The organism is Nocardia thraciensis, from assembly GCF_054782435.1.
Map to the genome: position 1 here is coordinate 303,832 of NZ_BAAGSM010000043.1, position 18,326 is coordinate 322,157.

General features: G+C 69.7%; 13 protein-coding genes. 7 read left to right on the plus strand and 6 right to left on the minus strand.

Annotation, left to right across the window (positions count from 1 at the left end):
- Positions 1-66: 66 nt before the first annotated feature.
- The 3 genes from ACYVLQ_RS28745 to ACYVLQ_RS28755 form a co-directional block, all read right to left on the minus strand.
- Positions 67-1,662 (minus strand): hypothetical protein, encoded by a 1,596-nt coding sequence (locus ACYVLQ_RS28745; RefSeq protein ID WP_460700637.1) that lies wholly within the window; start codon positions 1,660-1,662, stop codon positions 67-69.
- Between the two features lie 215 nt (positions 1,663-1,877).
- Entirely contained in the window at positions 1,878-3,362 is a 1,485-nt protein-coding gene (locus tag ACYVLQ_RS28750; protein ID WP_460700638.1) for an MFS transporter, read from the minus strand.
- A gap of 131 nt (positions 3,363-3,493) precedes the next feature.
- Entirely contained in the window at positions 3,494-4,162 is a 669-nt protein-coding gene (locus ACYVLQ_RS28755; protein WP_460700639.1) for a FadR/GntR family transcriptional regulator, read from the minus strand.
- A gap of 158 nt (positions 4,163-4,320) precedes the next feature.
- On the opposite strand from ACYVLQ_RS28755, the gene ACYVLQ_RS28760 reads away from it, so the two are divergent.
- The 6 genes from ACYVLQ_RS28760 to ACYVLQ_RS28785 all read left to right on the plus strand — a co-directional run bounded on the left by ACYVLQ_RS28760 (position 4,321) and on the right by ACYVLQ_RS28785 (position 12,291).
- Positions 4,321-5,472, plus strand: a complete 1,152-nt coding sequence (locus ACYVLQ_RS28760; RefSeq protein ID WP_460700736.1) for an MFS transporter — start codon at positions 4,321-4,323, stop codon at positions 5,470-5,472.
- A 292-nt stretch (positions 5,473-5,764) separates the two neighbouring features.
- Entirely contained in the window at positions 5,765-7,267 is a 1,503-nt protein-coding gene (locus ACYVLQ_RS28765) for a nitrate/nitrite transporter (RefSeq protein WP_460700640.1), read from the plus strand.
- A gap of 23 nt (positions 7,268-7,290) precedes the next feature.
- Positions 7,291-9,849, plus strand: coding sequence for a nitrite reductase large subunit NirB (gene nirB, locus ACYVLQ_RS28770; RefSeq protein ID WP_460700641.1), 2,559 nt, complete (start codon positions 7,291-7,293; stop codon positions 9,847-9,849).
- A gap of 65 nt (positions 9,850-9,914) precedes the next feature.
- Positions 9,915-10,331 (plus strand): nitrite reductase small subunit NirD, encoded by a 417-nt coding sequence (nirD, locus tag ACYVLQ_RS28775; protein ID WP_460700642.1) that lies wholly within the window; start codon positions 9,915-9,917, stop codon positions 10,329-10,331.
- A complete protein-coding gene (locus tag ACYVLQ_RS28780) occupies positions 10,328-11,566 on the plus strand; it encodes a uroporphyrinogen-III synthase (protein ID WP_460700643.1) in 1,239 nt (412 codons plus the stop codon). The genes nirD and ACYVLQ_RS28780 overlap by 4 nt, the downstream gene beginning before the upstream one ends.
- Positions 11,566-12,291, plus strand: coding sequence for a sirohydrochlorin chelatase (locus tag ACYVLQ_RS28785; RefSeq protein WP_460700644.1), 726 nt, complete (start codon positions 11,566-11,568; stop codon positions 12,289-12,291). Before ACYVLQ_RS28780 ends, ACYVLQ_RS28785 begins: the two co-directional genes overlap by 1 nt.
- A 103-nt stretch (positions 12,292-12,394) precedes the next feature.
- Here ACYVLQ_RS28785 and ACYVLQ_RS28790 read toward each other — a convergent pair whose 3' ends face one another.
- From ACYVLQ_RS28790 to ACYVLQ_RS28800, 3 genes are read right to left on the minus strand one after another with little or no spacing between them, the layout of a single operon-like run.
- The gene (locus ACYVLQ_RS28790) at positions 12,395-12,598 is read right to left on the minus strand and encodes a CDGSH iron-sulfur domain-containing protein (protein WP_460700645.1); all 204 of its coding nucleotides are present in this window, start codon (positions 12,596-12,598) and stop codon (positions 12,395-12,397) included.
- Positions 12,576-13,235: a methyltransferase gene (locus ACYVLQ_RS28795; RefSeq protein ID WP_460700646.1), complete on the minus strand. Its 660-nt coding sequence runs from the start codon at positions 13,233-13,235 to the stop codon at positions 12,576-12,578. Before ACYVLQ_RS28795 ends, ACYVLQ_RS28790 begins: the two co-directional genes overlap by 23 nt.
- Before the next feature lie 27 nt (positions 13,236-13,262).
- Positions 13,263-14,270, minus strand: coding sequence for an iron-containing redox enzyme family protein (locus ACYVLQ_RS28800; RefSeq protein ID WP_460700737.1), 1,008 nt, complete (start codon positions 14,268-14,270; stop codon positions 13,263-13,265).
- 92 nt (positions 14,271-14,362) lie between these two features.
- On the opposite strand from ACYVLQ_RS28800, the gene ACYVLQ_RS28805 reads away from it, so the two are divergent.
- Positions 14,363-18,280 carry an amino acid adenylation domain-containing protein gene (locus ACYVLQ_RS28805; RefSeq protein ID WP_460700647.1) on the plus strand — a complete coding sequence of 1,306 codons (3,918 nt, stop codon included), beginning with the start codon at positions 14,363-14,365 and terminating at the stop codon, positions 18,278-18,280.
- The last annotated feature ends 46 nt before the right edge of the window (positions 18,281-18,326 follow it).

Here is an 18,326-nt window from a genome sequence, read left to right on the forward strand (position 1 = left end):
CACAAGGTCGTGCGAGTCTCTCGATTTACCGATGCGACAACCGATTTCCGACGAGCTTCGGTAGCGCTACGGTGACGACGCCTCGTCGATGACCCGAATCCGGTAGTCCTCGACGGGGTACCCATTCTCATTCTCGGTCCGAACCGCCTCGATCTCGGCCTTCAGCTGTGGATCGACACCGTTCATGAAGTGCCACTGATGTTCTGGCGGTTCGCCGTCCACCCAGTATTCGCGATTCATGTGCGAGATGTCGAGCTGTCGACGCGCTTGTTTTCCATACGTCCCTCCCCGCAGGGGCTGAACCTCGGGCCCGGCAGTTTTGACCTCGTGCCATACCCGGCCCTCATCGGTGACGATGTCGACCTCGCTGGTGATCGGTTTGCCCTCCGGCGGCCGGGCGTCGACCTTGGCACCGAGCTCAGTGATGTTGTCGAGCTTCGTGGCCATCCGGACCTCGCCCTCGATTCCTTGGACGAGGGTATGGTTTCCGCCCAGGGCGCCGCGAATAGCCGACATGTCGGCGTCGGCGGCGGCAGCCTTGTCCGCGAGTGCGGTGACGCGGTCACGGGTGGCCTCGAGTTCGGTCTGCCAGCGACCCGCACCCTTGTCCAACAAATCCGGCGAGCGCTCCACCAGTGCATTCAACCGGGCCTGCACCGTGTCCAGATAATCATGCGTACCCCGGGCCAGCTCCGGAATCGGCCGAACATCCCGACTGTAGATGTCGGCAATCCAACCGGGAGCATTGTCGCCATGGATGGCCGACGCCGTTGCCTGCCGCATCCACTGGTCGGTGTTGTTCACCGCGACGCTGTCCAGGTTCTGCCGGGTCTTCGGCGAGTGCACGTAGGCGTCGGCTTCCCGTCTGGCGAGCCAGTGAGCGGCCTCGGGAGGGTACCCGGCTCTGTTCAGTTCGGTCTGACTTCGCCGCAGCATCGCCTGGTGAGTACCTTCCTCGGGCGCTCGCCGATACTCCCGGAATCGCTCGTACAGCTTCCTTTCCGCCAGTTCCAGCGTCTCCGGCGAGACACCGCGACTCTCGATACGCGCGAGTGTCGGCCGGAGACCGTCGGGGAACGCGGTCGTGTCGGCCCGCGGCGGGACCGCGTCGGCTCGGCGAAACCGCTCGATGAGGCCCACCTTGTCCGCCCACCGGGCGGTCTCGGCCTCCGCGCTCGTCATCGCTCGCTGAGCACGCGCACCCAGCAGGTAGTCGTCCACCTCGCCGCGCGCTGTCGCGTGCGCTATGTCCGCCGGCACACCCTCCCGGGCCAGTTGCTCCGACCGGTCGGCGACGAACTCGCGGCGCAACTGCGCTTCCCGTGCCGCGGACAGCCGTTCGTAGCGCGCCAGCACCGCCATCTCCGCGTGCCGCGCAGTGTCGGCCTGCAATCCCGAACCATGAACGCGGGCAATCAGGTCCCCGATCGCGTCCGGTTCGTCGCTGGTCCCGGCGGGCGCACCACGGTCCGCGAATGTTCCGTGCCCGAACTTCACCTCCGCAAGCATCCGGTCCTGGTGCGTCAACTCCCGCACCACGTTCCGCATGGCACCGGTCGTCTCGGCAGACTGCCGCTTGGCCGTCCAGCCGATTTCGATCATCCGCTCGGACAGCTGCGCGCTCAGTGCCCGATACGCGTCGGCGATGCGTTCGCCTTTCACACCCCTACTCGAGCACACTGCAGCGTGGCCCGTTCTTCGCCGCTGGGAAGCCGGTCGAGTCCGGCGACCAAGAGCACACCGCGGGGGAGCACGGTCGCCGACGGCAGGGGGGACGACGGCGACCGTGCTCGGGGGATCCGGCTTGGTCAGGGCCGGATCGGTCAATGGCACAGAGAGTGACGCTTGCTAGATCATCTCCACTGGGGCGCAGGGTGTTACACGTTGGCGTGGGACAGGGACGGGACGCGGCTCACCGCGAACGATGAGCGCAGGTAGAACCACCAGGTTGCGGCGCCCATCGCGAGGAAGGCCACCGCGTAGGCCCAGAAGGCCGGGGACATGCTGCCGAAGTGGTTGTTGGACAGGCGCAGTGCCTGCTGCAGCAGCCAGCCGCCGGAGGCGCCGACCGCGCCGATCACCCCGATCGCCGCGCCCGCCTGGCGTTTCGCGGAGATCAGCGCCGAGGCGGTGTCCTCGCCCGCCTCGCTGGCCCGTCGCTTGGATTCGGCGATGAAGATCGACGGGATCATCCGGTAGGTCGACCCGTTGCCGATGCCGGTCAGCACGAACAGCAGCAGGAACGAGATCAGGTACAGCGGAAAGCTTTTCGCCGACAGCGACGCCATGATCAGCACGGTCGCCGCGGCCATGCCGCCGAAGACGTACAGCGTGATGCGGGCGCCGGTCAGCTTGTCGGAGATCCACCCGCCGAACGGGCGGCTGAACGATCCGACGAACGCGCCGAGAAAGGCGAGGTTGCCGAGCGTACCCATCCAGCCGATCTTGGCCAGGTCCGGGAAGTTGGCCTTCAGCAGCGTCGGGAAGGCGAAGGAGAAGCCGATGAACGAGCCGAAGGTGCCGATGTAGAGGAACGCCATGACCCAGGTGTGCCGGTTGGCCATGGCGAGCCGATAGGACCGCCCGTCGGATTTGGCGGAGCTGATGCTGTCCATGTAGCGCAGCGCGCCGAACATCGCGGCGAGGATGAACGGCACCCAGACGAGCACGGCGAGCGTGATGCCGAACCGATAGCCGCCCGGGTCCTCGGCCATGAGGTGGGTGCCGAGGGTGATGATCAGCGGCACGATCAGCTGCGTCTGCGCCACGCCCATATTGCCGCCCGCGGCGTTGATGCCCAGTGCCGCACCCTTTTTCCCCTCGGGGAAGAAGAAGTTGATATTGGCCATGGACGAGGAGAAGTTGCCGCCGCCCACGCCCGCCAGCGCGGCGAGGAGCAGGAACACCCACATCGGCGTTTGCGGCTGATTGATGAAATAGGCGACGCCGAGGGTGGGCGCCAGCAACATCCCGGCGCTGAAGACGGTGAAGGCGCGGCCGCCGAACTTGGGGATGGCGAAGGTGTAGGGCACCCGCAGCACCGAGCCGACCAGGGTCGGGGTGGAGGTGAGCAGCAGCGCGTTGCTCACCGCCATCGGGTTGCCCCGGCCCAGGCCGTCGAGGAACTCGAAACCCGCCGCGCCCATGGCGGTCACGATGCTGCCCCAGATCACCCAGATGCTGAAGCCGAGGTTCTCGGCGAAGACCGAGAAGATCAGGTTCTTGCGCGCGGTCCGCTTTCCGCCGCTCTCCCAGAAGGTTTCGTTGTCCGGTTCCCAGTGGTCGAGCCAGCGGCCGCGCGACTCGTGGCGGAATGTGGGCGTGTCCGGGCCGGTGTGTACTGCGGCGTCGGTGGATGTCATCGGCGCATTCCTCTCGTGGACCCCTGCGGTCGGGTCCACGATACGAATGTGGCGTTACACACACGTCGCATGCGATGACGCCTCGGGCAATTCCTGCTCACCCGGGGGCCGACACCGCGGTGACGACTCGGTTACTTGTCCGGATATTCGGCGATGAGGGATCCGAGGAAGCAGTTGGCCGCCCGCGCCGCGCGCTCGGGATCGCCGTCGATCACCGCGTGCACCAGATCGGCGTGTTCGGCGTGGTAGGAATCGCCGGATTTGGCCGTGCGGGAACGGATGCCCTGTTCGATCGTCTGCAGCAGCGAATCATAGAATTCCAGATAGACCGCGTTGTGGCTGGCGACCACGATCGCGCGATGCAATTCCACATCGGCCTCGACGGCGGCGGGGTTGTTCTCGTCCCAGGCCTGGCGGCGCTCCTCGAGCAAGCGCAGCAGGTTGGCGATGTCGGCATCGTCGCGGCGCTGTGCCGCCAGCCGCGCGGCCTGGGTGTCGAGGGCCTGGCGCAGCTCGAGGATGTCGCGCTCGACGGCGTCGGCGAAGTACTTGGCGAGAGTGCCGCCGAGGTCGGACGTCGCGATGACGTAGGTGCCGGAGCCTTGGCGGCGCTCCAGCATCCCGGCGTGCACGAGCGCCTGCACGGCCTCGCGGACGGTATTGCGGCCGGTGCCGGTGAGTTCGGTCAGCTCCGGTTCCGTGGGGATACGGGAACCGACGGGCCAACGGCCGGAACGGATTTCCGCACGCAGCTGCTCGGTGACCTGAGCTATGAGGCTGGTGCGACGGACGGGTTGCACGCAGAACAGAGTACCCCGTATCACATTCCTTGCATCCCATCATCCAATCATCCTATGATTTTTCGGTGACAGTAACCGCTGAGCAGACCAGCACCGAGGTGCGACAGCGCCGCCGCTCCCTGATCGAGGGACGGCTCCTCGTCTTCGTCGCCATCCTCATGTCGGCGTTCACGCTGCGTCTCGCGGTTACCGCATTCACCCCGCTGGCCGAGCGGATCGGCGCCGATATCGGCTATTCGACCGCGGTGGTCGGCGTGTTCGGCATGATCCCGACCGCCATGTTCGCCTTCGCGGGCGTGCTGACCCCGATCTTCGTGCGGCGGCTGGGCCTCGAGCGCACCGCGCTGGTGGCGATGCTGATGGCCGGTGTCGGCCAGCTCGCGCGCGCCGCGGTCCCCGACACCTGGGAGCTGCTGGGGCTGTCGGCGCTGGCGCTGGCCGGGATGGGCATCGGCAACGTGGTGATTCCGCCGCTGGTCAAGCGGTACTTCGCCGATCATCTGGCGGTGCTGAGCTCGCTGTACATCACGATGGTGCAGCTGGGCACCGTGCTGCCCGCGCTGATCGCGGTGCCGGTAGCGGAGGCCGCGGGCTGGCGGGTGTCGCTGGGGCTGTGGTCGCTGCTGGGCTTCGCCGCCGCGCTGCCGTGGCTGGGTGTGCTGCGCGATCGCCGCGGGCGAGCCGCGAAGGACACGACGGCACTGCCGCCGCAGCACACCCCCGCCGAGGGCAAGGTGTGGCGCTCGCCGGTGGCGTGGGGGATGGCCGGGATGTTCGGCATGACCTCGCTGACCACCTACGCCATGTTCACCTGGCTGCCCAAGATCCTGGCCGACGACGGCGCGTCGGCGGCGTTCGGCGGCACGATGGTCGGTGTCTTCTCCTTCGTGGGACTGGTCGCGGCGCTGACGGCGCCGAGCGTGACCGCGCGCGTGGGCAATCCGTTCCCTATCGTGATCGGTTGTGCCATAGCCTTTTTCGTAGCCTTCGCTGGGCTGCTGACGGCGCCGATGAGCGCGCCGTGGCTGTGGGTGATCCTGCTGGGGCTGGGCCCGAGCACCTTCCCGATGGCGCTGACGCTGATCAACCTGCGCACCCGCACCCAGGCCGGGTCGGCGGCGCTGTCCGGCTTCACCCAGGGCGTCGGCTACACCGTCGCGTGCGTCGGCCCGCTGCTGTTCGGCGTGCTGCACGACCTGACCGAGGGCTGGGGCGTGCCGTTCGCGCTGCTGGTGGTCGCGGTGCTGGTGCTGCTGGCCGGGGCCTGGCAGGCGTGCAAGCCGCGGATGCTGGAAGACACCTGGAGCTGAATTCACCGTAGGACTTGCCGACCGGTGAGGCGTGGGCCAGTATGTTGGCCAACGGCAAGCGAGTGTGGGCCGAAACACTTGCCGCCCTTGCCCTCACCGGTCGGCAATTCGGCAGTGGGCGATTTTTGACGCGCGGAAACCGTTGTGTCACAGGCACGAAACATTCACCCGGTTCTCACGGGCCCGTTCGGGTAATCGTGAGCAACCGTTGATTTGACGGTCATTTCGCGCAGCATCGGCGCAATACCGGTTTTCTACCTTGGGGCCATCCCGCAATTCAGGAGGCCCATCAGTGAGCACGCTGACGCGCAATCACGACATCGAGCATTGGGATGCCGAGGACGTCGACGCCTGGGAGGCCGGTGGTAAGTACATCGCGCGCCGCAATCTGATCTGGTCGGTCTTCGCCGAGCACGTCGGGTTCTCGGTCTGGTCGATCTGGTCGGTGATGGTGCTGTTCATGCCCACCGACGTCTTCCACATCGACACGGCCGGGAAGTTCTTCCTGGGCGCGGTGCCGACGCTGGTCGGCGGCGTGCTGCGGATCCCCTACACCGTCGCCACCGCCAGGTTCGGCGGGCGCAACTGGACGATCTTCTCGGCGCTCGCGCTGCTGGTTCCGACCCTGCTCACGTTGTATTTCATCAACCAGCCGGGCACCTCGTACACGACGTTCCTGATCGTGGCGGCGTTCGCGGGCGTCGGCGGCGGCAACTTCGCCTCGTCGATGACCAATATCAACGTCTTCTACCCGCAGCGGCTCAAGGGCTGGGCGCTGGGCATGAACGCCGGTGGCGGCAACCTCGGCGTTCCGGTCATCCAGTTGGTCGGCCTCGGCGTGATCGCCACGCTGGGCAACGCCTACGGCAACGCGTCGGCGGTGTGCCTGGTGTACCTGGCGCTGATCGTGGTCGCGGCCCTGGGCGCGGCATTGAAGATGGACAACGTCCGCAATCAGAAGGCGAACTACTCCTACATGATCACCGCGCTGAAGGTGCCGCAGTCGTGGGCGATCGCCTTCCTCTACATCGGCACCTTCGGCTCGTTCATCGGCTTCGGTTTCGCCTTCGGTCAGGTGCTGCAGATCAGCTTCGTCGCGGGCGGCGGCAAACCCGCGGATGCCGCCCTGCACGCCGCGGCGATCGCCTTCATCGGACCGCTGCTGGGATCGCTGGCGCGCCCGCAGGGCGGCAAGCTGGCCGACCGCTTCGGCGGCAGCCGGGTCACGCTCTACAGCTTCGTCGCCATGACGGTGGCCGCGATCGTGGTGGCCGGGGCGAGCGCCGTCGCCGACGGCAACAACCACGTGCCGACCGGTGGCGTGATGGTCGCGCTGGTGGCCGGGTTCATCGCGCTGTTCGTGATCTCGGGCATCGGCAACGGCGCGGTCACCAAGATCATCCCGTCGGTGTTCGACGCGAAATCGCGCAGCCTGCTGGGGGATTCGGCCAGCCGCGCGGCGTGGTCGCAGAACACCGCGGGCGCGCTGATCGGTGTCGTCGGGGCGATCGGCGCCCTCGGCGGCGTCGGCATCAACCTGGTGCTGCGTTCCTCCTACGCCTCCACCAAGTCCGCGACCACCGCGTTCTGGGTCTTCATGGCCTTCTACCTCGCGTGCGCCGCGGTGTGCTGGGCGGTCTTCCTGCGTCGCCCGAGCGCCCGTCGCCGCCCGGCGCGGCCGGAGCACGACGTCGTCGTCGAAGCCGAGGCGTTCGTGCTCGAGGCCGAGCTCGGGTCCGGAAACAGCCTGCCGGGCACCGGATCCCGGTCCACCAACCGTCGGCCCAGAGCCTGACCAGAACCACTCGGAGGACACCCATGAACCCCACTGTGGAACCCACTCGGCGCAAGACCGTGGTGGTCGTCGGTCACGGCATGGTCGGGCACCGCTTCGTCGAGGCGCTGCGCTCGCGCGACACCGATGGCCGCTGGCAGGTCGTGATCCTCGGCGAGGAGCCGCAGCCCGCCTACGACCGCGTCGGCCTGTCGTCCTACGTCGGCAGCTGGGATGCGAAGCAGCTGGCGCTGCCGGGCAACGAATACGCCGGTGACGATCTGGTGGATCTGCGGCTGGGGGTGCGGGCCGAGACCGTCGACCGCGGCGCCCGCAAGATCACCACCTCTACCGGCGATGTGATCGGCTACGACGCCATGGTGCTCGCGACCGGTTCGTACGCGTTCGTTCCGCCGGTGCCGGGGCACGACCGGCCGGAGTGCTTCGTCTACCGCACCATCGAGGATCTGGACGGCATCCGGTCGGCCGCCGAGGCCGCCGGGCCGGGCGCGGTCGGCGTGGTGGTCGGCGGCGGCCTGCTGGGTCTGGAGGCCGCGAATGCGTTGCGGCTCATGGGTATGACGCCACACGTGGTCGAGTTCGCGCCGCGGTTGATGCCGGTGCAGGTGGACGAGGGCGGCGGCGCCATCCTGGAGCGGCTGGTCACCGACCTCGGCCTGCACGTGCACACCGGGGTCGGCACTTCCTCGATCGAGCGGTCGGAAGACGGTGCGGGACTGCAGGTCACGCTGTCGGACGAGTCGACCATCGACGCGTCGCTGGTGGTGTTCTCGGCCGGTATCCGCCCGCGCGACCAGATCGCCCGCGATGCCGGGCTGGAGGTCGGTCCGCGCGGCGGCGTCGTCACCGACCTCGGACTGCGGAGCTCCGATCCACACATCTACGCCGTCGGCGAGGTAGCCGCGGTGGCGGGGACCTGCTATGGACTGGTCGCTCCCGGGTACACGACCGCGGAGATCGTGGCGGACCGATTGCTCGGCGGCGCAGGCGAATTCCCGGGCGCGGACCTGTCCACCAAGCTGAAGCTGCTCGGCGTGGATGTCGCCAGCTTCGGCGACGCGCACGGCGTCACCGAGGGCGCGCTGTCGGTCGTGCTGCACGACGCGGCCAAGGGCACCTACGCCAAACTGGTTCTCTCCGACGACGCCAAGACGCTGCTGGGCGGCATCCTGGTCGGCGATGCCTCGCAGTACGCCGCGCTGCGGCCGCTGGTCGGCAGCGAGCTACCCGCCGAGCCCGCCGCGCTGATCTCGCCCGCCGGAGCGGAATTGGGCGCCGACGCGCTGCCCGACGACGCCCAGATCTGCTCCTGCAACAACGTGTCCAAGGGCGCGATCCGCGGCGCGATCGCGGAGGGCGCGTGCGACGTCCCGGGCATCAAGAGCTGCACGTCCGCCGGAACCTCCTGCGGCGGTTGCGTTCCCATGCTCAAGAAGCTGCTCGAGCAGTCCGGCGTGGAGATGTCCAAGGCGCTGTGCGAGCACTTCGAGCAGTCGCGCCAGGAGCTGTTCGGGATCGTGCAGGTCACCGGCATTCGCACGTTCTCGGAGCTGATCGCCAAGCACGGCAAGGGATCCGGCTGCGATATCTGCAAGCCCGCGGTGGCCTCGATCCTCGCCTCCACCTCGAGCGACCACATTCTCGACGGTGAGATGGCGGCGCTGCAGGACACCAACGATCACTTCCTGGCCAATATGCAGAAGAACGGCACCTATTCGGTGGTGCCGCGTATGCCCGGCGGTGAGTGCACGCCGGAGCAGCTGATCGAGATCGGCCAGATCGCCAAGGATTTCGGGCTCTACGTGAAGGTCACCGGCGGTCAGCGGATCGACCTGTTCGGTGCGCGGGTGGAGCAGCTGCCCAAGATCTGGCAGCGGCTGGTCGACGTCGGCATGGAATCCGGTCACGCGTACGGCAAATCGCTGCGCACGGTGAAGAGCTGCGTCGGCTCCACCTGGTGCCGGTACGGGCAGCAGGATTCGGTCGGCATGGCGGTGCGGCTGGAGCGGCGGTACCGCGGGCTGCGGTCGCCGCACAAGCTCAAGCTGGCCGTGTCCGGATGCGCCCGCGAATGCGCCGAGGCGCGCGGCAAGGACGTCGGCGTCATCGCCACCGAGCACGGCTGGAACCTGTACGTCGGCGGCAACGGCGGCCTCACCCCGAAGCACGCGGTGCTGCTGGCCGGTGATCTCGACGACGAGACGCTGATCAAGTACATCGACCGGTACCTGATGTTCTACATCCGCACCGCCGACCGGCTGCAGCGCACCGCGCCCTGGCAGGAGTCGCTCGAGGGCGGGATCGAGTACGTCAAGCAGGTCGTATGCGAGGACTCGCTCGGACTCGCCGACGAGTTGGAGGCCGCCATGGCCAGGCACGTCGACGGCTACAAGGACGAGTGGGCCGCGGTGCTGGAGGATCCGGCGAAACTGTCGCGGTTCGTCTCGTTCGTCAACGCGCCGGAGGAGTCGGATCCGACGATCGGTTTCGACGACAGCGGGGAACGCAAGGTCCCGGTCCTGCTCGGCATGCCCGAGCTCCCGGTCACCAGCGGTGTTGACGCCGCCATGCGGGGGAAATAGGCGCGTAATCGCGTGGAAACAGGACGCCGGTACCAATAGGTAGAGCGTTCGGAGGAGAGTTACCGATGACCGTGATCGACATCCCTGGTATTGCTCAGGCCACCCTCACCGGTTGGACCTCGGCCTGCCGCTTCGATTATCTGATTCCGGGCCGCGGCGTGGCGGTGTTGCTGAAAGGCGGGCGGCAGGCCGCCCTGTTCCTGCTATCCGACGGCACCCTCTACGCCGTCGGCAATATCGATCCGTTCGGGCGGGCCGCGGTGATGTCGCGCGGCATCGTGGGCGATCGCGGCGGCGTGCCCGTGGTGGCCTCCCCGCTGCTCAAGCAGGCGTTCTCGCTGGTCGACGGGCGCTGCCTGGACGACGACGCGATGGCGCTGCCGGTCTATGCCGTGCGCGTGGTCGACGGCGTCGTGTCGGTGTCGAACGAGCCGGTGGTGTCGGACGAGCTCGCGGGCTGTGCCGGTGAGGAATCGCCATGACCGTCGACCCCGCGACCTCCGCCGGATGCCTGGACGGCTTCACCATCGGCATCACGGCCGCCCGTCGCGCCGAGGAGTTGGCCACGCTGCTGACCCGGCGCGGCGCGAATATCATTGCCGCCCCGGCTATTCGGATCATCCCACTGGCCGACGACAACGAACTGGAGCGAGTGACCCGGCAGTTGGTCGCCGACCCGCCCCAGATCTCCGTCGCCACCACGGGCATCGGCTTCCGCGGCTGGATGGAGGCAGCGGAAGGGTGGGGCTCGGCCGAGGATCTGCGCACCACGCTGGGCTCCACCCGCCTGCTCGCCCGCGGCCCGAAGGCCAAGGGCGCCATCCGCGCCGCCGAGCTGCGCGAGGAGTGGTCACCGGCGTCCGAGTCCTCGGCGGAGGTGCTCGACCACCTGCTCGCCGAGGGGGTCGAGGGCGTGCGCATCGCGGTGCAATTGCACGGCGCGACCACCGAGTGGGAGCCGGTACCGGACTTCTGCGAGGTATTGCGTTGTGCCGGAGCCGATGTCGTGCCGGTGCCGGTGTATCGCTGGATTCCGCCGGAGGATCCGGTGCCGCTGGACCGGCTGATCGAGGCGATCGTCACCTCGGCGCTGGACTGCGTCACCTTCACCAGTGCCCCGGCTGTGGCCTCGACCCTTATGCGCGCCAAGGAAACCGGACTGCTGGAGGCCGTGCTGCACGCGTTCCGCGCGCGGGTGCTGCCCGCGTGTGTCGGGCCGATCACCGCCGCGCCGCTGGAGGAGCTGGGCGTGCCCACCACCATGCCCGGCCGGGCGCGGCTGGGCGCGTTGGCGCGGCACGTCGCCGAGGAATTGCCGCGGCGCGCCAACCGTATTCACGCGGCCGGGCACGTGCTCAGCGTTCGCGGCGGGTGCGTGGTCGTCGACGATCAGGTGCGGCAGCTGGCTCCGGCGCCGATGGCGCTGATGCGGGCGCTCGCGCGACAGCCCGGCCGGGTCGTCTCCCGCGAGGACCTGCTGGCGGCGCTGCCCGGCGGCGGTGACGACACGCACGCGGTGGAGACCGGTATCGCGCGGCTGCGCGCCGGGCTGGGCACACCGAAAGCCATTCAGACAGTGGTGAAACGGGGCTATCGGCTGGCGTTGGATCCGGCCGAGTGCGTCGACAACAGTCCGCGTCCGGCGGTGGGGTACGGGGACCGCGACACCGGTCCGGCGCAGCGGGCGCAGCGCCCCGCGCCGCTGGCGGGGGTGTGATGAGCGGCCCGGCCCTGGTGCTGGTCGCCCACGGCACCAGAAGTTCGCGGGGGGTGGAGATGATCGCCGCGCTGGCGGAGGCGGTCGGGCACGAACTCGGCGTGCCCGAGGTCGGAAGCGGTGCGGCGATGGTCCGGACCGCATTCGTGGATGTGCTCGGGCCCTCGCCCGCCGAGGTGCTGCGTGATCTGAATCCCGGCCCGGCCGTGGTGGTTCCGGCCTTCCTCGCCTCCGGCTATCACGTGTACCAGGATGTGCCGCGTGAGGTGGCCGAGAGCTGCCACGCGGCCGTCGCGGTGACGCCCGCGATGGGGCCCGATCCGGCGCTGGCGCGGATCATGCGGATGCGGTTGCGCGCCGTGGGCTGGCGGCCGGGTGATGCGGTAGTCTGCGCGGCCGCCGGATCGTCGGATGCTCGCGCCCGGCGCGATGTGCGCCGGGCCACCATGATGCTGAGCGAACAGCTGGCGGCTCCGGTGCGCCTGGCCCACATCGCCACGGGTGCGCCGCGCGTCCCGGAAGTCGTTGCGTCACTGCGGGAATCGGGTGCGCGGCGGGTATTCATCGCCTCCTACCTGCTGGCCCACGGGCTGTTCCACCAGCGCCTGCACGAGTGCGGCGCCGACGGGGTCGCCGAACCCATCGGCGTCCACCCCGCGGTCGTCCGCCTGCTCGCCGACCGCTATCGGGCGGCCGCCCGGGACCTCGCCCGCACGGCCGCGTGACCTACGGTCGTCCCTGTCATTTCCGGTGCGCCCTTCATTCCTGTCGTTCCGGCACGCTTTGGCCAGGCCGCGCTGGACCGGCTCTGCCCCGAGTGAGCGGATCTCAGCCGCGGCGGTGGCGGCGGTGGCTGGTGTCGCAGAGCGGGTAGTCGCGCGAGCGGCGGCACAGGCATACCGCGACCACGAACCGGTCGCAGTGGACGGTGGCGCCGTCGTCGGTGACCAGGTCCACCGGCCCCTCGATCAAGGCCGGGCCGTCCTTGGTGAGGACGACGCGGCGGGGGTCACGCTGCGGTTCGGTCGGCACGGACGACCACCAACTCCTCGTATCGTTGACCGGGCTCGATCAGTCCGGCCGATTCCAGCCAGGGCGCGCGGGCGCGCAGCACGGGACCGAACTCGTTGATCTCCCGGGCCACGATCGCGGCCTTCAGGCCGCCGTCGCGCAGGTCCCGGACGGTGGCGTCGACATCGCACAGCGACGAGTGCACGATCAGGCCGATACCCTGCGGGTTCAACAGATTCGGCAGTATCCGGCACAGCGGGTCGAGCACCGCCCGGCCGTCGGGTCCCGCCTCCCATGCGCGGGCGGGTCCGCGCGGGGGAGTGGATACGGGGCCGGGGAGGTAGGGCGGGTTGGCCAGCACCGCGTCGAAGCGGCGGTGACCGAGCACCTCGGTGAACTCGCCGTGCAGCAGCTCGATCCGGGTGCGGCGCAGTCGGCTGTTGAGCCACGCCGAGATCAGTGCGGATCGCGAAACATCCACGGCGGTAACGTGTTCGGCGCGACCGCGGAGCGCCGCGGCGACGGCGACGGCCCCGGATCCGGTGCAGACGTCGAGCATCGTCCCGCCCGGCGGTATCGCCGCCGCGGCCATCGCGCGGATGAGCAGCCTCGTATCCTCCTGCGGCCGGTACACGCCGGGCACGCGCACCAGGATCATGTCCGAGGGTCGCGCGGGGCGGCGCACTTAGTCGGTCTCCCTCGGCGCGGTGGCGCGCAGGGAGCTGCGCCCGGAGCGCCAGCTGTCGAGCAGGTGGCGCTCGATGCGGTCCTCGAGTAGGTCGGTCGCCTGGATGCCGAGGACGACCGACTCGGTGAGGTCCGGTTCGTGGGCGAGCAGGTCGCCGAGCACCTCGCGGCGCATGATCTGCTCGTGCACGGCGTCCGCCTCGACGTGTTCGGTGTAGAACCGCACACACGCCGGGTCGGCCCGCAGCCGCAGCAGCGTGTCGGCCATGCGGCGCGACGCGGGCGGCGACGTGATCTCCACCGCGGCGAAGTGGCCGACCAGCGCGCCCCGCAGGGCGCGGTGCAGGCCGAACAGCGACATCATGTTCACCAGCGCCAGCATCGGCGCGCACGCCGCGTCCAGGTAGTGCAGGTAGTCGGAATTCAGTCCGGCGCCGTCGAGCAGGTCCGCGAACAGCCGGGCGTGCACCCGGTCCCCGCGGCCGCCGCCGAACTCGTCGAACTCCACCGCGACCAGCGCGGCCTTGGCCTGCCCGCGCAGGCGCGGGATCACCCACGCGTACGGATCGGCCTCCTTGTGGTGGTAGATCGAGCGGTGCGCGAAGTACTCGCACACCTGCCACCACCGGCCCTCGCCGAGCAGGAACGATCCGACACCGGCGGGCTCGACCGGCTCGGTCACCAGCCGTTCCAGTTCGGCGTCGAGGTCCTGCCCGCCCGCGACGTCGGAGCGCAGCGCGGTCAGGAAGCGCTGCTCCAGTTGAGCGCGCCGCCGCAGCAGCGCCGGATCCCACTCCCAGCGCGGATCCACCCCGGCGAAGCCGTGATAGTGCAGTTCGTAGCAGACATGCAGGGCCAACTGCAGATCGTCGCCGTACGGGTCCGCGGCGGCGATATCGATATCCGTACAGCAGGTGTCGCCGCGCAGCAGCCGGACGAGCGCGCCGGACAGCTGGCCGCGCGGGGCGGGCAGGGCCGGGGCCACCGGATCGGTTTCGGCGGTCACGGCGGAGCGTCCCGCGGAGATCACCGATGGTTCACAGCGCATGCCGTAAGTTTGCTCCGAAACGGCAACGGTTGTCCGACTCCGAGGGAGGCGTGTTGACGGCACGGCCGGATCCCGGCACCGGGGAGACCTATCCGCTGTCGAAGGCGCAGTGGGCCTGGTGGCTGGTACAGCAGCTGTATCCGGATGTTCCGGTCACCGTCGCCATGTACCTGGATCTGTCCGGGCCCCTGGAGATCGAGTCGATCGCGGCCTGCGCGCGGCGCGCGGCGCGCGAACTCCAATCGCCACACCTGCGCTTTCTTCTCGTCGACGGCTACCCGCGCCAGTACGTCGACGCGGCCGCGGACCTGCCGCTGGAGATGGTCGACCTGACGGGCGAGGCAGACCCGGTGGCGGCGGCGCGGCGGCGCATGACGCGGGACCACACGACGCCCCTCGATCCCCTCGCCGACGACCTGACCGTCGCCGCCGTTTACGCGGTGACGCCGACGCGGCATTTGCTCTATCTTCGCAGCCATCACATCGCGCTGGACGGTGTCGGCGCCGCCGCGGTGCTGCGCCGGACGGCGCAGCTGTACCGGACGGAGGTCGGCGACGACGCGGCCGCGGAATGCGCGGCGATGTCGGTGGCGGAGATCCTGGCCGATGAGCGGGCCTATCTGGAATCGCCGCGGGCGCGTGCCGACCGGGCGTACTGGCGCGACCAGCTGGCCGGATTCGACGGCCCGACGGGCCTGGCCGGGCGACCGGCGCCGCCGATGGCCGTCCCGCACCATGTCGGCGGCGCCCTGGACGACGCGGCGGCGCGACTGCTCGCCGACGCGCAGGCCCGGCACGGGGCCACCTTCCCGGAGTTGGTCATGGCGGCGTTCGCCTGTTACCTGGCGCGCGCGGCGGCCCGGTCGGACATCACGCTGACGATGCCCGTCCCCGCTCGCACGACACTCGCCCTGCGACGGTCGGCGGGCGCGATGTCGAACGTGGTTCCGCTGCGGCTGACCGGGCTGGACGTGGCCACCGTCGGATCCGTTGTCGCCCAGGTCCGTACGAAGGTGATCGGAGCGCTGCGACATCAGCGTCTCCGGCACGAGGATATGGCGGACGGGCACGAGGCGATGCTCGGCGGGTTCGGCCCCGTCCTCAACGTGCTCGGGTTCGTCGAGCCGCTGCGGCTGGGACCTATCGTCGGCCACGCCCGCCTGCTGGCGCTCGGGCCCGTCCCGGATCTGCAGGTCAACGGCTACCAGGCGGGACCCGACGAGCGCTCGGTGAGCATCGACTTCCAGGCGAACCCGGCACGCTACCCGCGCGCGGTGGTGGTCGCGCAGCACCGCCTGTTCCTCGAGTACTTCCGCGACTTCCTCGCGGCCGAAACCGACTTTCCGGCAACAGGTTTGGGCTGCGCCGTCGCGCCGCCGAAGGTGCTGCCTCCTGCGGGCCCGGTGCGACTGCTGCGTGAACTGTTGTGCGCGGACCGGGCGCCGGAGGCGGTGGCTGTGCGGGACGGCGACCGGGCGATGACCTATCGGGAGATCGACGAATCGTCGTCGCGTTGGGCGCGCGAGCTGCTGGCCCGGGGCGCGGGTCCCGGGGACATCGTCGTCGTGGCGATACCGCGGTCGCTGGAATCCGTGCTCGCCCTGTGGGTTGTCGCGAAGGCGGGCGCCTGCCTCCTTCCCGTCGACCCGGCCGACCCCGTAACACGAACAGCCACGGTGATCGCCGATTCCGGTGCCCGCCACGGGATTACGATCCACTCGGTGCGTGGTCACCTATCATCTTGTGCCGCAAGGGGATTAGCGGGATGTACCGGTGTGGATTGGCTCGTGCTCGACGGCCCCGAGACCGTGGCCGCACGGCACCCCGCGACGCCGATCGCCGACCGCGAGCTGCGGCGGGTGGTGCACCACGACCAGGCCGCGTACGTCATCTACACCTCGGGCACCACGGGCCTCCCGAAGGGCGTGGCGGTCAGTCATCGCGGCCTGGGCTCGCTGATCGACTATCTGATCGGGCACTACGACCTCGGCCTGGACTCGGTGCTGCTGCACTCGCACACCTCGACCTTCGATGCGCACTTGCTCGAACTGCTCGCCGCGTTCCGGGCGGGGGGACAGCTGGTCGTGGCGCCGCCCTCCGTGGCGGCGGGCACCGATCTGGCCCGGTTGATCCGCGACTCCGGCTGCACTCTCCTGCAGACCGCGCCCGCCGTGCTGGCCACGCTGTCGCCCGATGAGGTGCCGGGGCTGGCGGCCGTGGCCATCGGCGGGGAGGCGTGCCCGGCGAAGCTGGTGCGGCAGTGGGCGTCCCGGGTGCGGTTGTTCAACGGCTACGGCCCGACCGAAGCCACGGTGATGGCGACGGAGACCGCCGCCATGTCCGCCGACGAGCCGGTGACGATCGGGCGGCCGCTGCCCGGCGTGCTCGCGGTCGCGCTGGACTCGCGGCTGCGGCAGGTGCGCGCGGGCGCCAGGGGCGAGCTGTATCTGGGCGGTATCGGGGTCGCCGAGTACTACCTCGGGAATCCGGCCGGTACCGCGGCGCGCTTCGTCGCGGATCCGTTCGCGGCCGGTCGGCGGCTGTACCGCACCGGCGACCTGGTCGGCGTCGCGCCCGACGGTTCGTTCGAGTTCTTCGGCCGGATCGACGGACAGGTTCAGGTGCACGGCCGCCGGGTCGAACCGGCGGAGGTCGAATCGGCGCTGCTGGCCGTGCCCGGGATCGCCTACGCGGTCGTCGTGGTCGCCGACCCGGGAGAACCGAGCGCCCGCCTGGTCGGTTACGTCGTGGCCGCCGACGGTGTCCGGTTGGACACCGCCGCGATCCTGCGGCGGCTGCGCGGCGAGTTGCCGCCCGCCCTGGTGCCTTCGGCGCTGCTCGAACTCGGCGAACTGCCGCTGGCGGGCAACGGAAAAGTGAACCGTGCCGCGCTGCCGCCGCCGAGCCTCGCCGAACGCCCGTATCGCGCCCCGCGCACGACCCTGGAGCAGGTGGTCGCGGACCGCTTCGCGGCCGTCCTCGGCCGGTCCGGGGTCGGCCTGGACGACGATTTCTTCGAGCTGGGCGGGAATTCCCTACTGGGCGTGGCCGTCTCGGCCGAACTGACCGAGAAGACCGGTGTGCCGGTGACGGTCCGCTGGCTCTACGCCGCCCCGACCGTGCGCCTGCTGGCCGAGCGGCTGGCGGGGGACGACTCGGCCACCGACGACGACGCGCTCGGCGCACTGCTCGCGTTGCGCCGCAGCGGAATTCGGCCACCCCTGTTCTGCGTCCACTCCGCGGTGCCGCTGGCATGGTGTTACGCCGGGCTGGCCCGCTACATCACCGATCGTCCCGTCTACGGGCTGCAGGCGAGCGCGCTGGCGGATGCGCCCATGACCATCGAGGACCTGGCCGACCATTACATCGACATCATGCTCGATATGCAGCCGGAGGGTCCGTATCACCTGCTCGGCTGGTCCCTGGGCGGGCAGATCGCACACGCCGTCGCCGCACGACTGCGCGATCGGGGCGCCGCGGTCGCCGTGCTGGCGATGTTGGACAGCGTCGTCATACCCGCGGGAGCCGAGCCGCCGCCGCGACCGCGCATGCGCGACCTGCTGACCCACCTGCTCGGCGACGAGCCCGAGGACGCCGATGCCGCCCCGGACGTCACCGCCGCCGAGGCCGCGGCCGAATTGGCCGGTGCGGGAGCCTGTTTCGGCAGCGGACTGTCCGCGAGCCAGCTCGAACGCCTGCACCGCGGGTATCTGGTCGGTGTGGCGCTGGCCCACGGCTATCGGCCCAAGGTGTATGACGGTGACCTGCTGTACTTTTCGGCCACGCGCGGCATCACCGGGCTGCTCGACGCGGAGGTCTGGCGGCCCTATGTCACCGGCGAGCTGATCGAGCACCCGGTCGACGCTACCCATGCCCAGCTGACCAATTCCGATGTCGTCGCCGTCATCGGACCCGTCCTCGCCGACCACCTCGCGCAGGCCGCCGAAACCACGGCCCCGGCGCGCTGACCCCGTCCGGCAAACCACATCGTGCCGATAGCTGTTCGGCCCGCCC

Coding starts and splice junctions, on each gene's coding strand:
- ACYVLQ_RS28750 (WP_460700638.1), bottom strand. CDS start 3,362: ATGACATCCACCGACGCCGCAGTACACACCGGCCCGGACACGCCCACA.
- ACYVLQ_RS28785 (WP_460700644.1), top strand. CDS start 11,566: ATGAGCGGCCCGGCCCTGGTGCTGGTCGCCCACGGCACCAGAAGTTCG.
- nirB (WP_460700641.1), top strand. CDS start 7,291: ATGAACCCCACTGTGGAACCCACTCGGCGCAAGACCGTGGTGGTCGTC.
- ACYVLQ_RS28780 (WP_460700643.1), top strand. CDS start 10,328: ATGACCGTCGACCCCGCGACCTCCGCCGGATGCCTGGACGGCTTCACC.
- nirD (WP_460700642.1), top strand. CDS start 9,915: ATGACCGTGATCGACATCCCTGGTATTGCTCAGGCCACCCTCACCGGT.
- ACYVLQ_RS28795 (WP_460700646.1), bottom strand. CDS start 13,235: ATGATCCTGGTGCGCGTGCCCGGCGTGTACCGGCCGCAGGAGGATACG.
- ACYVLQ_RS28760 (WP_460700736.1), top strand. CDS start 4,321: ATGTCGGCGTTCACGCTGCGTCTCGCGGTTACCGCATTCACCCCGCTG.